The following is a 16,641-nucleotide window of genomic DNA, read 5'->3' as shown; positions in this document are numbered from 1 at the left end:
TAAAGAAAAGGAAGTACAAACATGAACATTCCAATTTCCATCATCATGGGTTCTAGTTCCGACTGGAAAACCATGAAAAAAGCAGCCGATGTGCTGGACAAATTTGGCGTAGCCTATGAAAAGAAAGTAGTCTCTGCCCACCGCACCCCAGACCTCATGTTCCGTCACACCGAAGAAGCTCGTGGCCGTGGCATCAAGGTCATCATCGCAGGTGCGGGTGGTGCGGCTCATTTGCCAGGTATGGTAGCAGCCAAGACCACCCTGCCTGTTATCGGTGTTCCTGTTCAATCTCGTGCCCTCAGCGGTGTGGATTCGCTCTACTCTATCGTGCAGATGCCGGGCGGTGTGCCTGTTGCGACTATGGCTATTGGTGAAGCAGGTGCGACCAATGCGGCTCTGACAGCCCTTCGGATTCTCTCCATTGAAGACCAAACCATTGCGGCTCAGCTGACAGACTTTGCCAAGGAGCAGGAAAAAATTGCGGAGGCGATGACAGATGACCTCATCTAAGACAATCGGAATTATCGGCGGCGGTCAGCTGGGGCAGATGATGGCTATTTCCGCTATTTACATGGGCCACAAGGTTATCACGCTGGATCCTGCGGCGGACTGCCCAGCCTCCAAGGTCAGCGAGGTCATCGTCGCTCCCTATCACGATGTGGCAGCCCTCAAACAGTTGGCGGCGCGGTGCGATGTCCTGACCTACGAGTTTGAAAATGTCGATGCCGACGGACTGGACACGGTCATCAAGGATGGCCAGCTCCCTCAAGGCACAGACCTCCTCCGCATTTCCCAGAACCGCATTTTTGAGAAGGATTTTTTGGCAAAAAAAGCTGGCGTGCAAGTCGCCCCCTACAAAGTCGTCACATCTAGCCTAGATTTAGAAGGTCTGGACCTCAGCAAAAACTACGTCTTGAAAACAGCCACTGGGGGCTATGATGGACATGGCCAGAAGGTCATTCGAGAAGAGGCGGACTTGGTAGAGGCTAGTCAGTTAGCCAACTCTGCCGAGTGTATTTTGGAAGAATTTGTGAATTTTGACCTGGAAATCTCCGTCCTTGTGTCTGGCAATGGCTCCGACTACACCGTCTTTCCTGTACAGGAAAATATCCACCGCAATAATATTCTTTACAAGACTATCGTGCCTGCTCGTATTTCTGACGACCTAGCTGAAAAAGCCAAAACCATGGCCCTGCAAATCGCCGACAAGCTCCATTTAGCAGGCACCCTCTGTGTTGAAATGTTTGTGGCAGGTCAGGATATTCTGGTCAACGAAATTGCTCCTCGACCACACAATTCAGGGCATTATTCCATTGAGGCCTGTGATTTCTCACAGTTTGATACCCATATCCGAGGCATTCTAGGGGAGCCTTTACCTGCTATCCGCCTGCTTTCACCAGCAGTTATGATTAACGTTTTGGGACAAGACATGGAAACAGTTCAAACCTTTCTTCAAGAAAATCCTACCGCCCATCCCCACTTTTATGGTAAACTAGAAGCGAAGCACAATCGCAAAATGGGACACGTGACGGTGTTGACGGATGACGTTGAGGTGGAGTTTGGAAAGGATAGACTAGTGTGTATGAAATAGTTACAATTTTTATTTTTTTGCTTATTATTTCGAGTTATATAGTTTATAAACAAAAAAAGAATGATAAGTATAATAACTCTCCCATAAATTTATTGATTGAGAGAGCGTATTCTATTTGGTATTCTAATAGTGGTAGAATCATTAATAAAAAGTATTCAACTGTTTTTGAATTTGATAAGGTTCAATTAGAACTTAAAGAAGATTTAGTGAGCAAGGGAATAACAATCGAAGATATTAAAAAGTATTTGGAATTCTTAAAAAATGGAACAGGAAGTTACTTTACTTCACGAGATTGGCTGGTTACACTTATCAGTGGAATTGGAAGCTTAGGCTTGACTTCTATTTTTAAAGAATTATTCCCAGAATTTCAATTACCTACCATGGATAAAATGGTTGAATTATTTTCTGATAAAGAGGTAGTAACTAATGTAAAGTTAGGATTTTTATTTGTGCTTTCAATAGCAATAATAATAATGTTTTTGTGGGTAATGATCAAAATTTCGAAAATTGATGTTATTTATAAAGATAAGCAACGAGTGTTTTTATTAGAAAGATTGATAGAAATATGGTCATTTGGAGTTAATGAAGAAGTCGGTACACTGGAAGAGATTTTAGAACTAGAGAAAACTAAAGATAGAAGAGATACTGTTTATAAAAAAATGGCATTTACTCAAACTAAACTGGAAAAACTGCAAGTAGAAGCCTTGGGTGAGACGCTAAGAGATAATTTCCTATTTATTTCAGAAATACTAAAGATTAGTTTACTAAGAAGGAAGATTAAACAGTGTTTGAAATTTATTTTGAGTTATACGGTATCTTTTTTACTAGTGGCAGGTATAGTATGTCTAGAGCTGTCTATCCGACATTTGAATATATTTTTTTATGTAGCTTACATTATTGTTGGAATGTTACTATGTATTCTCTGGATTCCATTTTATTTTTCACAAATGGATATGTATACCGATGATTTAACTGCTTTAAAAACAATCTGGTCTGTCAGAGGATTTAATCTTGTGTTGTTAAAAAGAGGTTGGCTAGCAAGCTGTATTCCAATTGTTTATACTATCCCATTTATTTTTAATTGGTTTATATCAAGAGAAAATTTTGCGATTGTAAGTTTTGTGGTAGTTATACTGCTCGGGATATTGGGACTATTTTGTAGGATTGAAAGGCATAATGTAAATCCTTAGTTCGATAACTAGCAATCAGGAAATATAAATTACTTTAACATATTAATTATAAGGAGAAACAATGATCAATCGTTATTCCCGTCCAGAGATGGCGGCTATTTGGAGTGAAGAGAACAAGTACAAGGCTTGGTTGGAGGTGGAAATCCTCGCGGATGAGGCTTGGGCTGAGTTGGGTGAGATTCCCAAGGAAGATGTGGCCTTGATTCGTGAGAAGGCGACTTTTGACATCGACCGCATTTTAGAGATTGAAGAGGAAACTCGTCACGATGTGGTGGCTTTCACGCGTGCGGTTTCGGAAAGTCTTGGTGACGAACGCAAGTGGGTCCACTATGGTCTGACATCGACCGATGTGGTGGATACGGCTTACGGTTACCTCTACAAGCAGGCCAACGACATCATCCGTCGTGACCTTGAAAACTTTACAAACATTATCGCTGACAAGGCTCGTGAGCACAAGTACACCATTATGATGGGTCGGACCCACGGTGTCCATGCGGAGCCAACGACCTTCGGTCTTAAATTAGCGACTTGGTATAGCGAAATGAAACGCAATATGGAGCGTTTTGATGTGGCGGCTAAGGGTGTTGAAGCTGGTAAAATTTCGGGTGCAGTTGGAAACTTTGCCAACATTCCTCCATTTGTGGAAGAGTATGTTTGTGACAAATTGGGCATTCGTCCGCAGGAAATTTCGACCCAGGTCCTTCCTCGTGACCTCCACGCAGAATATTTCTCAGCCCTAGCCTTGATTGCAACGTCTATCGAACGTATGGCGACAGAAATCCGTGGGCTACAAAAATCTGAGCAACGTGAAGTCGAAGAGTATTTCGCCAAAGGCCAAAAGGGCAGCTCTGCTATGCCCCATAAACGCAACCCTATCGGCTCTGAAAATATGACCGGTCTGGCTCGTGTGGTGCGTGGTCACTTGGTGACGGCTTTTGAGAATGTGGCTCTCTGGCACGAACGTGATATTTCTCACTCGTCAGCGGAGCGGATTATCACGCCGGATACGACTATCCTTATTAACTACATGCTCAATCGTTTTGGCAATATTGTTAAGAATTTGACGGTCTTCCCTGAGAATATGAAACGCAATATGGAGTCGACTTTTGGCTTGATTTACAGCCAGCGTGTGATGCTCAGCTTGATTGAAAAAGGCATGACCCGTGAGGAAGCCTATGACTTGGTGCAACCAAAAACTGCGCAGTCTTGGGATAATCAAGTGGACTTCAAGCCCCTTCTCGAAGCGGATGAGCGTGTGACAGCCAAACTCAGCCAGGAAGAAATCGATGAACTCTTCAACCCAGACTACTATGCTAAGCGGGTGGATGACATCTTTGAACGACTTGGATTATAAAAAAATTAAAATTCTTTGGATTTTCCAGAGAATTTTTTGTTTACTTGCGAATAAATAGGTGAAGGGGAAAACAAGCTCCTTACGCTAGACAATCATTCGTGAGTAAAAATAAATTATTTTTTACAAAAGTTTACGAATAGATAAGTGTAGGGAAGCCAGCTCACAACTTATTCAAAAAAATAACATTTTTTCAAAAAATGACAACGATTTGCGAATAAGTAAGTGAGAGGGAAAATTCCCCTCAAGGAGATACACACTTGAAAAAATAAATCATTTTCCAAATGATTTACGAATAAACAAGTGTAGGAAAAATGAAAGGAGAAGAAGGATGATTATAGCACCAGTTTTATGGATTTTATCATGGTGGAAAAAATAAGTTTGTTTTAATTTAGGGGAGTAGAGATGATAACAGTTCAACATATCCATAAACAGTTTGGAGACAAGGTTGCCTTAGACAACATTAGCTTTGACATTCAAAAAGGACAAATCTTTGGATTCTTGGGTCCCTCTGGCTCGGGAAAGACAACCATGATTAAGATTATTACCGGGCAGCTACCAGCAGATAGCGGAAAATCTTATCTACTAGGTAAAGAATCGACCCTATTGTCGCCAGAGGACTTTGAAGCAATGGGGTTGGTCAGTGATTCAAGTGGTTTCTTCGAGAAGATGACCTTGGAAAATAATTTGTTGTTCTATGCAAAATTCTTTGGTGTCAGTTCGAAAGAAGTAGAGGTTATTCTACAAAAAGTAGGATTGCTGGATAGTAAAAAGACAATTGCAGAAAAACTATCTACAGGCATGAAGCAACGAATGTTGCTTGCAAGAGCCTTAATCAATTCACCAAAAGTATTGTTTCTTGATGAGCCGACAAGCGGTCTAGATCCTACAACTTCAAAGCGGATTCATGAACTCTTATTGGAGCTAAAGGGTAAGGGGACGACGATCTTCTTGACCACGCATGATATGGCAGAAGCGACATTCTTATGTGATCAATTGGTTCTATTGAATCAAGGAAATTTGGTTGAAAAGGGAAGTCCGCAGGATTTGATTCATAAGTATAATGTCACTAAAAAAGTGAGGGTTACTTTTGAGGACGGTAGTGATCATGAGCTATTGTTTAGTGAATTGACACCTGAAAAGTTAGCTCAGGCGACAACTATTCACTCTTGTGAGCCAACTTTGGAAGATATTTTTATTCAACAGACAGGAGCAACCTTAAATGTATAAACGATTTTTAGCCTTACTTTGGCTTCGAACACAAGTCTTGGTGACCAATAAGAACATTCTATTGCCAGTATTGATGCCCTATTTCATGTTACTACTGTTTAAGTTTGTGATGAAAACAGATGATACCAAGGCAATGGATTTAATGGGAATTTGTTTTTCAATGGCTATTGGTATGTCAGTAGGAAGTCCTATATCAGCAATGATTTCTGAAGAAAAGGAAAAGAATAATCTGTCTACCTTGTTACTGACAGGTGTTCGCCCGAGTGAATATGTGCTGTCTATTTTGTGTTATCCTGTTGTCATTAGCTTTGTCAACCTCATTCTATTTCCAGCTATCACACAGGCTGATGTATCAGGATATATTTTTAGTTATTCGGTTATCATGCTTTTGACATCACTGGCTTCCATTTTAATCAATCTTTTAATCGGGGCAACTTCCCAATCTCAATCCAAGTCACAGGTTACCTCGATGCTTATCACAATGGCAGTGTCTATGGGACCTAGCCTGTCTTTGATGAATGAGACAGTGGGGCAGATTTTGAAATATAGTTTTCTAGGAGCTTATATTGAATTTTTCAAAAATCCCCATTCTGAACTTTGGAATCAGGAACTCTATTACCTATTGGGGTGGATTGTCCTGATTAGTTTGGCCTTGATTCTCTACTTGGGAAATTGGCGGAAATATTTTAGGAACTCCCTATCAGGAATAAAAGAAAAAATCCAATATTCTTTATAATATGAGTAAATTAGAAAGGAGAAATTTATGGTACCAGCATTCATTATCGGTGTCGGTGTAGGAATTATTGTTTATTGTATTCAAAACTAATAGGAAATTGAAGAAAGAGTATTATATTATGAAGGAGGAGAATTATATGTTAGTAGCTGCAGTTGCAGGTTTCGTTGTAGGATATGTGGCGGCACATTATTTGAGACCATAATTGGTAGTGAGATGATAAGAATTTAAATTCTTTGGATTTTCCAGAGAATTTTTTTGCTTTCCTTAAATGTGGTGAATCGGTTGTTTTTCTATAAATTGATAAAAAGTCTTGACTCACCCCTAGGGGAATGGTGTATGCTAGGACTATCAAAGCAGATGGAGGTTGCTTATGCAGGTCAAGGATGTGGAGAAGTTGACAGGCTTGTCAACCAAGGCGATACGCCTGTATGAAGAAAAGGGCTTGATTGAAGTGGCGAGAAATCCACTCAACGACTACCGTGATTATTCAGAGGAAAATGTGCAGCAGCTCCGCTTGATTAAGTTGCTCCGCTATTTTGAATGTTCTCTAGCAGAGATTCAAGGACTTCTAACCTTGTCGGAGGAGGAATTGCAATCAGCCCTGCGTGAGAAACAGCAAGAAATCAATCAGCAAGCAGAAGAGTTGGCAGATAAGGTTGACTTGCTGGATCAGGTTGTCAAGGACATAGGCAAGAAAGATGACTGGCTAGAAGAAGCTCAGGACTCCATTGCTTTTGTGGAAAGCGGTGAGTTCCAAGACTTAAAACAAGACCTAGAAAATGCCTTGTTACCAAGCATATGGATGACCCTCATGCAGACCATGATGTTATTAGGTCCAATTCTCTGGTTGTTTACTCGAATACAACAAGGCCGTCAGGAAAATCTTTTCCTACTAGCCGTGGTTTCCCTACTAGCCACTGCTTGGATCACACTCCTCTGGCGAGATTACCTCGTGACTTGGTGGAAACATCGGGACAAGGTCCGCCAGAAAAACCGCAGTCAAGCTTGGTGGATTCCAATCGGTCTAATCTCCCTTGTGGGTGGAATTAGCTACTTTATCTTCGTCGGCTGGCTGACAGAAACCTTCTTCCTACCAAGCGACTGGCTCTTCTATGAGTATTCGATTGGTCTGTTCAAGGTTTCCATGGTATTTATTATGGCTTTTCTCGTTTTTCTTTTGGGAAAACTGGCGAGGCTGGTGAAACTTCCTTGGAAATATGGCTTGGGTCTGGCAGGTGGCTGTATCTTGTTGACCGCTTTGCTAATTTCTACAACAACAGTAGTAACAGATAGCCAGATTATCGACATCAATCTGTTGGCACCGTCCAAGGAATATCTTTACAGTGATGTCAAGTCTGTCTGGGCAGGATTTGGGATCAAGGTGTTTACCCTAGATGAAACTAAAAAGCAGGGACAGTTTAGCTACCGTATTCAGCTTGACGGAAAGGAAATTGTGTTTATGCAGCCGACTGTTAATCAGGATTTAGTGCCAGATGACACCTACATTGAACTCGAGGAATTTGATCAGCGACTGATGAATCTGGGCATTCCCAAAGAAAGTTCAGCAGAAGGCAGTCAGTACAACGATTTAGATGCATACTATCTAGAGCGATTTTTACGAATAGTGGAAAATAAATAAAATGTATTCTGTTTTAGTTTCCCTTAAGTTTGGCGCGCTATACTATATCCAAGCTAGAAATAGCGAAACATTTACTGAATGATTTTCAGTATCGTCATCCGTAAGAGCTAAAGCTCAAACGGCTGGCATATCTTTTCACCTAAAGGTATCCCTAGCTCTAAGTCGCAAGCGACAAGAGCTAGGGATCATATAATCTCCTGAGAATACTGGACTCACTGAGTCTGGTATTTTCATTTTGTGCTATAATAGTCCCATGACTAGAATTTTAGATATGGAACAAATGCAGGACGAGGAATACGTTGAGCGTACCCTGCGTCCGCAGAAATTAAATGAATACATCGGTCAGGACAAGGTCAAGGACCAGTTGAAAATCTTTATCGAGGCGGCCAAACTCCGTGATGAAGCCTTGGACCATACCCTTCTGTTTGGCCCTCCGGGTCTGGGTAAGACCACCATGGCCTTTGTTATTGCCAACGAGTTGGGGGTCAATATCAAGCAGACCAGTGGGCCTGTCATTGAAAAGGCAGGCGATTTGGTAGCCCTGCTCAATGATTTGGAACCTGGCGACGTCCTCTTTATTGACGAGATCCACCGTATGCCCATGGCGGTTGAAGAAATTCTCTACTCTGCCATGGAAGACTTCTACATCGACATCATGATTGGAGCAGGGGAAGCCAGCCGCTCTGTGCATTTGGAGTTGCCGCCTTTTACCCTGATAGGAGCGACCACTCGTGCGGGTATGCTGTCCAATCCCCTGCGGGCTCGTTTTGGTATCACCGGTCACATGGAGTATTACCAACTGGCTGATTTGACCGAGATTGTCGAGCGGACAGCGGACATCTTTGACATGGAGATTACCCATGAAGCAGCGATCGAGCTGGCTCGTCGTTCTCGGGGGACTCCTCGTATCGCCAACCGCCTGCTCAAGCGGGTGCGGGATTTTGCACAGATTATGGGCGACGGCCTGATTGATGATAGCATTACGGACAAGGCCCTGACCATGCTGGACGTGGACCGTGAGGGGCTGGACTATGTGGACCAGAAGATTCTCCGTACCATGATTGAGATGTACGGCGGCGGTCCCGTCGGCCTCAACACCCTGTCGGTCAATATCGCCGAGGAGCGTGAAACGGTGGAGGACATGTACGAGCCCTACCTGATTCAGCAGGGCTTCCTTATGCGGACACGGACGGGGCGGGTCGCGACAGCCAAGGCCTACGAGCACTTGGGTTATCCCTATACGGAAAAATAATGGCAGAGCAGATGAGACGAGTAGCCAGTTTATTTGGAGATTGGCCTGAGGCAATTATTTGGACCTGTTTAGAAGGCAGAATGGGACAGATTCATGTTGATGACAGCCAGTCACCCCAGTCAGCCCTAGCTCTCTATGGACGGCAGAGCTTCTTTGGTTTTTTGGTCGGAAAACCAAATGTGGACTTGCTAAAAATGTGTGAGGGAAAGGATATTATTTTAGTACCTCAAAACCAAGCCTGGTCAGACTTGATAGAAGGGACTTACGGAGACAATATCCGGTCTTTTACCCGTTATGCTACGAAAAAAGATACTAGTTTTGACCTTTGGCATTTGCAGAAACTGATTGACGCCCTACCTGAAGAGTTTGACCTGAAAGTGATTGACTGTAATCTGTATGATGCCTGTCTGGTGGAAGACTGGTCACGCGATTTGGTGGGCAATTATGCTGATGTGGAGCAGTTTTTAGACTTGGGTCTAGGCTATGTCATCTTGCATAAGGAACAGGTGGTGTCAGGTGCCTCGTCCTATGCCAGTTATTCAGGTGGGATTGAGATAGAAGTGGATACTAGGGAAGACTATCGAGGTTTGGGTTTGGCTAGAGCTTGTGCTGCTCAGTTAATCTTAGCTTGTTTAGACCGTAATCTCTATCCTAGCTGGGATGCCCATACTCTGACTTCCTTGAAACTGGCTGAAAAATTGGGTTACCAATTGGACAAGCCCTATCAAGCATATGAATGGAGATAAGATGACACCGACATTTATTTGGGATTTGGATGGAACCCTTTTGGATTCCTATGAGGCGATTTTGGCTGGAATTCAGGAAACCTATGAACAATATGATCTCCCTTTTGACCGTGAGGAAGTAAGAAATTTCATTCTTCGCTATTCTGTCAAGGATTTGCTGGTGCGTGATACGGACAAATACGGTCTAGATAGCGATGAACTCAATTGTGTGCGTGCGACTTCCTTGAAGGAGAAAAATACGCAGATTCCCTTGATGGCTGGTGCGCGTGAAATTCTGGACTGGACAGCAGAGAAAGGTATTCAAAATTTCGTCTATACACACAAGAGTGACAATGCTTTTCAGGTTTTGGAGGATTTGGGTGTCCGTCACCATTTCACAGAAATCTTGACCAGCGATTCTGGTTTTGCCCGCAAACCAAGTCCAGAAGCTCTGCTATTTCTCATCAAAAAATACGGACTGGACAAGGAAAATACCTACTATATCGGCGACCGTTTGCTTGATGTAGAAACAGCTATCAACGCAGGGATTCATAGCATCAACCTGCAAATTGATGGTGTGGAGAAGAATTGGAAGATTGTTTCTTTATTGGACATAAAACAAATATTAACTGATGAATATAAACAAAAACAAACGTAAAATCGTTTGTTTTTGTTTATATAATCAGAAAAGTATGGAATTTGAGTATTGATTTTGCTATAATATACAAAAGAATATTTGGAGGTGTTTTATGAACGATAAGGAATTTGGACAACGTGTGCGCCAGCTGCGAGAATCAGCCAGTATGACGCGTGAACAGTTTTGTGATGATGAACTGGAGCTCTCCGTCCGCCAATTAACCCGTATCGAAGCTGGTACCTCTAAGCCAACTTTTTCAAAGATTCAGTATATTGCGACTCGATTAGGGATGGGACTATATGAGCTTATGCCAGATTATGTGTCTCTACCTGAACGATATTCCAAACTGAAATTTGATGTCCTCCGTACACCGACTTATGAAAATGAGGAATTGATGGAAAAACGGGCAGATATGATGATGGAAATCTATGATGACTATTATGATGACTTGCCTGAAGAAGAGAAAATAGCGATAGATGCTATTCAATCTACAATTGATGTACTTGAAACGAGGACTGCAGAATTTGGTCAAGATATTCTAAATGACTATTTTGAGCAGATACAAAGAAAAAAACAATTTTCAGCCAATGATTTATTAATCATTCGATTATTTTTAATGAATTTAAGGATGGAAGTCAAACAGGATAATGACTTTCAACGCTTCTTAGAGTTGGTTGAAAAATTTCCAGGTCAAATAGAATTAGTTGAGTCTGGGGATTTATTTATTTTAAGGGATGTGATGATAACTTCTGTTGGACTTTTAGGACAAAATGAGGAATATCGTTATATTCCATCCCTCTTTGATGCACTTGATAAGTTAATGCAGAAGACCCAAGATTTTCAAAAGAAACCCATTCTCAATCTGCTTAAGTGGAAATATGAGTTGTTAATAAATAAAGATAAGGTTGCAGCTACTGCCTTGTATGAAGAAGCGCTTCTTTTTGCAAGATTAATTGGCAATGCGCACCTAATAGATAAATTGGAAGAAGATTGGAAGAAAGATAGTCAATTATAGGACATTTTTGTCCTGTTGGAAAAAGTTCACAAGTTGTAAAATAGTTTTATCAAATGAAGGAGATAAAACAATGTTTGCAATTTTTACAAAAATTTTTCCACTTGGAGATTTTTCAACACACTGGTGGAACCAATAATTTTCCATCACACAATAATAAAAAGCCAACATCTGTTAGGCTTTTTTGTTATACTAGACAGTATGTAGGAGGTGGCTATGTTAGAAAATTGGTTAAACACCAAGCAAGGTCAGGTGTTTCATTACAAGATGGAAAAGATTGAGTATGCCCTAGAACAGCTAGGAAATCCCCAGTTTGCAGTGCCAGTCATTCATGTCGCTGGGACCAATGGCAAGGGATCGACCATTGCCTTTATGCGCCAGCTATTTCAGGCACATGGCTTGCGTGTCGGCAGCTTCGTGTCACCCCATATGGTGAGCGTACACGACAGGATTTGTATTGACAGCCAGCCCATTTCTGCCCCTGATTTTCAGCACTACTTACAGAAAGTCTATGACTTGGAGCAGGAAGTCGCCACTCGTTATGAACCCTTCCGCTATTTTGAGGTCATGGTGCTCATCATGTTCCTCTATTTCCAGAACCAGCAGCCTCATGTGGCACTAGTAGAGGTGGGCATCGGAGGGCTTTTGGATACGACCAATGTCGTGGCACCAACCCTAAGCGTGATTACCTCCATCGGCATGGACCATCAGGATTTACTAGGCTCGACTTTAGGGGAAATAGCAGAGCAGAAAGCAGGGATTATCAAGGAAAGCGTGCCTGTCGTCCTAGGACCACTTTGTCCAGAAACCACAGCCATCTGTCGCCAAATTGCCCTCGAAAAACAAGCACCAGTCTACCAATTTGGTCAGGAATTCACCTATAAAGCAGGACAGTTCAGCAATGCGGACATAGACCTGTCAGAATTAGTTCTGGGTCTGGCAGGTCCTCACCAAGAAGAGAATGCGGCCGTAGCCCTACAAACTTTTTTGCTTTATATGGCAAGTATTCAAGAGGCGACCTTTCCTCCGTTAATTAAAAATGCCCTTGCCCAAACCAGCTGGCCGGGTCGTTTGGAATTGGTTGCCCAAGAGACAACAATCTATTTGGATGGAGCCCATAATGTCCCTGCTATTGAACGATTGATTGAATTTATTAAGGAACAAGAAGAGCCGGTCACCATTCTTTTTTCTGCCCTTCGACGCAAGGATTTTCAAGAAATGCTGGAATTATTGGAAGAAAAGTTACCGCATACTCCTCTTGTATTAACCAGCTTTGCTTATGACGGTGCCTTGTCCGAGGAAAACCGACAAGGACGAGATTTTGTTGAGAACTATCAGCAGTTTATAGAAGACTGGCAATCTAGCGAGCAAGGGATTTTGATTGTCACAGGTTCTCTTTACTTTATCTCAGAAGTTCGTCGGATTTTTAAAAAATGACAATTATTTTGCGAATAAATAGGTATGACACATGCAGAAAAAATAGCATTTCTAAAGGAATTTGAAAAGCTCAAACGCCATACCTTTCGCCAATTAGAACAGTTTGCAAAAATTTCTAGAACTCCCGATAGGAAATGACATCGGGAGTGCTTTTTGATATAATAAGGAAAGCAAATCCAAGGAGAAGAAAATGACAGAATTAGATGTAGTTTCGGACGTAGTTACTCATCCTGAGGAAACTTATCGGCGTAGTCGTAGAGCATCACGCAGACAGCAAGTGCAACTGAATGGTGAATTTCATGAAAGAGTATTAAAGACAAAGTATTGGCCAGCTCTTGTTTGGAGCTTAGTTTTAAGTGTTTTTAGCGTAGCCAATCCACTGCTAATGCCATTTGCAACCAATATACAAACTCAAAATTTATATGCAGGGATGGCAATGGCAAATGGACAAATCCCTTATGGTGATTTCTTTGGTACAAGCGGGTTATTATTCTACTTACTTGCTTTCTTAGGTCATCTGGGAGGGACTTTCATTATCTTTGGAATCCTCCAGTTTATAGCGTTACTGATAGCGGGAATTTATTTCTATAAGATTGTAGCTTATTTTAGTCAGTCAGAACACCTAGCGACAAGTTCTAGTCATTGGTTCTATGTATTTATTTTTGCACTTGGTTTTGGAGGGATGTATGCAGAAATGTTTGCTCTTCCGTTTCTTTTGACTAGTGTGTGGTTTCTGGTCCGCTATTTTGAAAATGCAGTGCGTGATGAGGCATTTATCCTCTACGGAATCGATGCGGCATTGGTATTTTTAATTTACCCAAAAAGTCTGATTCTTTGGTTAGTTGCGGGTCTAGTTTTATTTATTTTTAATATCCAACACCGCCAAGTTACTCGAGGAATCTATCAATTATTAGCGACCATTTTTGGTTTTCTTCTGATTCTATATGCGGTAGGTTATTATGCTTTTGAGGCGCAGATTCTGGGGACAGCTATTCAACAAACTTTCCTTTATAACTTACAGTTAGACTTTCACCATTCCTATCTATATTTAGCCTTGGCGATTGTGTCTGTATTTTTACTCTTATCTGGATTCTTTAAAAGTTTCATCCAAATGGTGTTTTCTTTCAAACAAGGAAGATATACCTATATCAAAGTTCTCCTATTACTGACTTTCTTAGTTCAATGTGTCTTTATTATTGGGAATGCAAACTTTCAATGGAGCCAACTCATTCTTCTTTTACCGTATGGTTTTGCGATGTCAGTCGTTTACCTGCGTGATGAGGATGTAGAAGATCATCGTGGATATTTGCGTCGTCAATTCTTCCTTCCATTAGCTATTTGCTTGGGTATTATCGCTCAACCTGCTTATCTTTATTTGGTACAGGGAGATTTGAGAACAGACCGTGAACAAGTTGCCAATTACATTGGTGAACAAACGAAAGATTCAGATAAGATTTATGTTTGGGATAATAGCGCAAGTATCTATCTTTCAAGTCAACGTTTATCTGCCGCAACGATTACTACAGCAGAACCCTATCTGAATACTGATGGCAATAAAAATAGCTTGATTTATGACCTCAATAAAAATGAGGCGAGGATTGTAGTGGTCAACAAAAACTTGCCAATTTTAGATGATGTCAAGGCAAATCTGGAAGTTCAGTACAAGTCTGTACAGACAACTGACCACTTTGTTATTTATCAAAAGAATGAATGATTGCTCAGGCAGTCATTTTTTCATTGGCTTGGGAAAATGGGGAAGACTAGGATGTGTGGTATAATGGAACAATAAGTAAACAGGAACAGAATGTCTAAAGAAATGTAGGGAAAAGTATGGCACAAATTATTGAATTACCAGAAATTTTAGCCAACCAGATTGCAGCGGGCGAGGTGATTGAACGTCCAGCCAGCGTGGTCAAGGAGTTGGTGGAGAATTCTATTGATGCAGGGGCTAGTCAGATTGAAATTAGTGTTGAAGAGGCTGGTCTTAAAATGATTCAAATCACGGATAACGGTGAGGGGATTGCCCCTGATGAAGTAGCGCTTGCCCTCCGCCGTCACGCCACCAGTAAGATAAAAAGTCAATCGGATTTGTTTCGTATTCGCACCCTCGGTTTTCGTGGAGAAGCTCTGCCTTCCATTGCTTCTGTCAGTCATATGGTCATTGAGACAGCTACGGCAGACTCTACACACGGACTTCATTTGGAGGCCAAAGGCGGTGTCATCGAGAAAGAGGAGCCCGTTAGTCGTCCAGTTGGTACGCAGATTACTGTTTCGGATTTATTTTACAATACCCCTGCTCGTCTCAAATACGTTCGCAGTCAACAGGCTGAATTATCACATATTGTTGATGTTGTAAATCGATTGAGTCTAGCTCATCCGGAAATAGCTTTTGCCTTAGTAAACGAAGGACGAGAATTAATTAGAACTGCAGGGACAGGGAAACTTCGTCAGGCAATTTCAGGGATTTATGGGATTGCTTCTGCCAAAAAAATGGTGGAGATTGAGGCGGAAGACTTGGATTTTCATGTTTCGGGTTACGTTTCCTTGCCAGAATTGACCCGTGCCAACCGCAACTACATTTCCATTTTCATCAATGGTCGCTATATCAAGAATTTTTTGCTTAATCGAGCGATTTTGGAAGGTTATGGTAGTAAGTTGATGGTTGGACGCTTTCCGCTGGCGGTGATTTCTATTGAGATTGATCCTTATTTGGCTGATGTCAATGTGCATCCGACCAAGCAGGAAGTTCGCATTTCCAAGGAAAAGGAACTCATGACCTTGATTCGAGAGGCGATTAGTCAAGCGCTTAAAGAGCAGGACTTGATACCAGATGCTCTTGAGAATTTAGCTCAGTCAAGTACTCGACCAAAAGTAAAAGCAGAGCAAGGCACCTTACCACTCAAAGAGCCAAAAATCTATTATGATACGATTAAGCAAGACTTCTTCTTAAAACCAGACGTGGTCGCTGAGGATGTCAAACCTCTCGAAGAGGATAGGCAAGAGATTGTTGAGTCGCCTGTCGAAAATAAACCTACATCCGTTCAATTTGCAGAACGTCAGTCGGTGGAATCAGAAGATCAGGAGCATCCTAATCTAAGTGCAAAAGAATTGGCCAAATTAGCAGACAAACTGGACCAAGAAGAAACCTCCACCTTCCCAGAATTAGAATATTTCGGTCAGATGCACGGGACTTATCTGTTTGCACAGGGGAAAACAGGGCTCTATATCATTGATCAGCACGCCGCACAGGAGCGGGTCAAATATGAATATTATCGTGAAAAGATTGGTCAGGTAGATAACTCTGCCCAGCAACTCTTGGTGCCTTATATCTTTGAATTTCCTCAAAATGATGCCCTCAACTTAGCACATAAGATGGATGCCCTCCGTCAAGTTGGTGTCAACTTGGAAGAGTATGGTGTCAACCAATTCATCTTGCGTGAACATCCTATTTGGATGAAGGAAGAGGAGATTGAGTCTGGCATTTATGAGATGTGCGATATGCTACTCTTGACGGATCAGGTGTCTATCAAACAGTATCGGGCAGAATTGGCCATCATGATGTCTTGTAAACGGTCAATCAAGGCCAACCATGCTTTGGATGATTATTCGGCGCGTGATTTACTACGGCAATTATCTCATTGTCAAAATCCTTATAACTGCCCGCACGGTCGTCCAGTCTTAGTGCATTTTAGCAAGTCGGACATGGAAAAGATGTTCCGTCGCATTCAAGAAAATCATACGAGTTTGCGTGAATTGGGCAAGTATTAAGGAATTTAACACCCGTGTAAAAGCATTTGGACTAGCTATTTTTACCGCCAACTTGTAAAGTAAAGGAGGAAAC

The 16,641-nt window shown here is 41.8% G+C and carries 14 protein-coding genes; all 14 read left to right on the top strand.

Going from position 1 to position 16,641, the window contains the following annotated elements; genetic code table 11:
- Positions 1 to 21: 21 nt before the first annotated feature.
- The 14 genes from purE to mutL all read left to right on the top strand — a co-directional run bounded on the left by purE (position 22) and on the right by mutL (position 16,568).
- Complete coding sequence (gene purE / locus SST62_RS0105960; protein ID WP_029186647.1) at positions 22 to 510, top strand: 5-(carboxyamino)imidazole ribonucleotide mutase; 489 nt, start codon at positions 22 to 24, stop codon at positions 508 to 510.
- Positions 497 to 1,591, top strand: coding sequence for a 5-(carboxyamino)imidazole ribonucleotide synthase (gene purK / locus SST62_RS0105955; protein WP_029186646.1), 1,095 nt, complete (start codon positions 497 to 499; stop codon positions 1,589 to 1,591). Before purE ends, purK begins: the two co-directional genes overlap by 14 nt.
- Positions 1,579 to 2,781 (top strand): hypothetical protein, encoded by a 1,203-nt coding sequence (locus SST62_RS0105950; protein WP_029186645.1) that lies wholly within the window; start codon positions 1,579 to 1,581, stop codon positions 2,779 to 2,781. Before purK ends, SST62_RS0105950 begins: the two co-directional genes overlap by 13 nt.
- Before the next feature lie 61 nt (positions 2,782 to 2,842).
- Entirely contained in the window at positions 2,843 to 4,135 is a 1,293-nt protein-coding gene (gene purB / locus SST62_RS0105945) for an adenylosuccinate lyase (protein ID WP_029186644.1), read from the top strand.
- Positions 4,136 to 4,537: 402 nt separating this feature from the next.
- On the top strand, positions 4,538 to 5,362 hold the full coding sequence (locus tag SST62_RS0105940) for an ABC transporter ATP-binding protein (RefSeq protein WP_029186643.1): 825 nt from the start codon (positions 4,538 to 4,540) through the stop codon (positions 5,360 to 5,362).
- Positions 5,355 to 6,098 (top strand): ABC transporter permease, encoded by a 744-nt coding sequence (locus tag SST62_RS0105935; RefSeq protein ID WP_029186642.1) that lies wholly within the window; start codon positions 5,355 to 5,357, stop codon positions 6,096 to 6,098. Before SST62_RS0105940 ends, SST62_RS0105935 begins: the two co-directional genes overlap by 8 nt.
- 370 nt (positions 6,099 to 6,468) lie before the next feature.
- Positions 6,469 to 7,737: a MerR family transcriptional regulator gene (locus SST62_RS1000000111905; protein ID WP_029186641.1), complete on the top strand. Its 1,269-nt coding sequence runs from the start codon at positions 6,469 to 6,471 to the stop codon at positions 7,735 to 7,737.
- A gap of 253 nt (positions 7,738 to 7,990) precedes the next feature.
- Positions 7,991 to 8,989: a Holliday junction branch migration DNA helicase RuvB gene (gene ruvB, locus SST62_RS0105925; RefSeq protein ID WP_029186640.1), complete on the top strand. Its 999-nt coding sequence runs from the start codon at positions 7,991 to 7,993 to the stop codon at positions 8,987 to 8,989.
- Positions 8,989 to 9,735, top strand: coding sequence for a GNAT family N-acetyltransferase (locus SST62_RS0105920; RefSeq protein WP_029942649.1), 747 nt, complete (start codon positions 8,989 to 8,991; stop codon positions 9,733 to 9,735). The genes ruvB and SST62_RS0105920 overlap by 1 nt, the downstream gene beginning before the upstream one ends.
- 1 nt (position 9,736) lies before the next feature.
- Positions 9,737 to 10,372, top strand: a complete 636-nt coding sequence (locus SST62_RS0105915; RefSeq protein WP_029186638.1) for an HAD-IA family hydrolase — start codon at positions 9,737 to 9,739, stop codon at positions 10,370 to 10,372.
- A 91-nt stretch (positions 10,373 to 10,463) separates the two neighbouring features.
- Entirely contained in the window at positions 10,464 to 11,366 is a 903-nt protein-coding gene (locus SST62_RS0105910) for a helix-turn-helix domain-containing protein (protein WP_029186637.1), read from the top strand.
- Positions 11,367 to 11,579: 213 nt separating this feature from the next.
- Complete coding sequence (locus SST62_RS0105900; RefSeq protein ID WP_029186636.1) at positions 11,580 to 12,800, top strand: bifunctional folylpolyglutamate synthase/dihydrofolate synthase; 1,221 nt, start codon at positions 11,580 to 11,582, stop codon at positions 12,798 to 12,800.
- 190 nt (positions 12,801 to 12,990) lie between these two features.
- Entirely contained in the window at positions 12,991 to 14,514 is a 1,524-nt protein-coding gene (locus tag SST62_RS0105895; protein WP_029186635.1) for a quinol oxidase, read from the top strand.
- 116 nt (positions 14,515 to 14,630) lie between these two features.
- Positions 14,631 to 16,568, top strand: coding sequence for a DNA mismatch repair endonuclease MutL (mutL, locus tag SST62_RS0105890; RefSeq protein ID WP_029186634.1), 1,938 nt, complete (start codon positions 14,631 to 14,633; stop codon positions 16,566 to 16,568).
- Positions 16,569 to 16,641: the final 73 nt, after the last annotated feature.

The sequence above is a fragment of the Streptococcus suis YS56 genome (assembly GCF_000440115.1).
Lineage (GTDB): Bacteria > Bacillota > Bacilli > Lactobacillales > Streptococcaceae > Streptococcus > Streptococcus suis_L.
This window is presented reverse-complemented; position numbering and strand designations above follow the sequence as displayed.

Excerpts from the sequence above, each read along its gene's own strand:
- purB (WP_029186644.1), top strand. The coding sequence starts at position 2,843 with ATGATCAATCGTTATTCCCGTCCAGAGATGGCGGCTATTTGGAGTGAA.
- purE (WP_029186647.1), top strand. The coding sequence starts at position 22 with ATGAACATTCCAATTTCCATCATCATGGGTTCTAGTTCCGACTGGAAA.
- SST62_RS0105910 (WP_029186637.1), top strand. The coding sequence starts at position 10,464 with ATGAACGATAAGGAATTTGGACAACGTGTGCGCCAGCTGCGAGAATCA.
- mutL (WP_029186634.1), top strand. The coding sequence starts at position 14,631 with ATGGCACAAATTATTGAATTACCAGAAATTTTAGCCAACCAGATTGCA.
- SST62_RS0105895 (WP_029186635.1), top strand. The coding sequence starts at position 12,991 with ATGACAGAATTAGATGTAGTTTCGGACGTAGTTACTCATCCTGAGGAA.
- SST62_RS0105915 (WP_029186638.1), top strand. The coding sequence starts at position 9,737 with ATGACACCGACATTTATTTGGGATTTGGATGGAACCCTTTTGGATTCC.
- SST62_RS1000000111905 (WP_029186641.1), top strand. The coding sequence starts at position 6,469 with ATGCAGGTCAAGGATGTGGAGAAGTTGACAGGCTTGTCAACCAAGGCG.
- SST62_RS0105935 (WP_029186642.1), top strand. The coding sequence starts at position 5,355 with ATGTATAAACGATTTTTAGCCTTACTTTGGCTTCGAACACAAGTCTTG.
- ruvB (WP_029186640.1), top strand. The coding sequence starts at position 7,991 with ATGACTAGAATTTTAGATATGGAACAAATGCAGGACGAGGAATACGTT.
- SST62_RS0105900 (WP_029186636.1), top strand. The coding sequence starts at position 11,580 with ATGTTAGAAAATTGGTTAAACACCAAGCAAGGTCAGGTGTTTCATTAC.
- purK (WP_029186646.1), top strand. The coding sequence starts at position 497 with ATGACCTCATCTAAGACAATCGGAATTATCGGCGGCGGTCAGCTGGGG.
- SST62_RS0105920 (WP_029942649.1), top strand. The coding sequence starts at position 8,989 with ATGGCAGAGCAGATGAGACGAGTAGCCAGTTTATTTGGAGATTGGCCT.
- SST62_RS0105940 (WP_029186643.1), top strand. The coding sequence starts at position 4,538 with ATGATAACAGTTCAACATATCCATAAACAGTTTGGAGACAAGGTTGCC.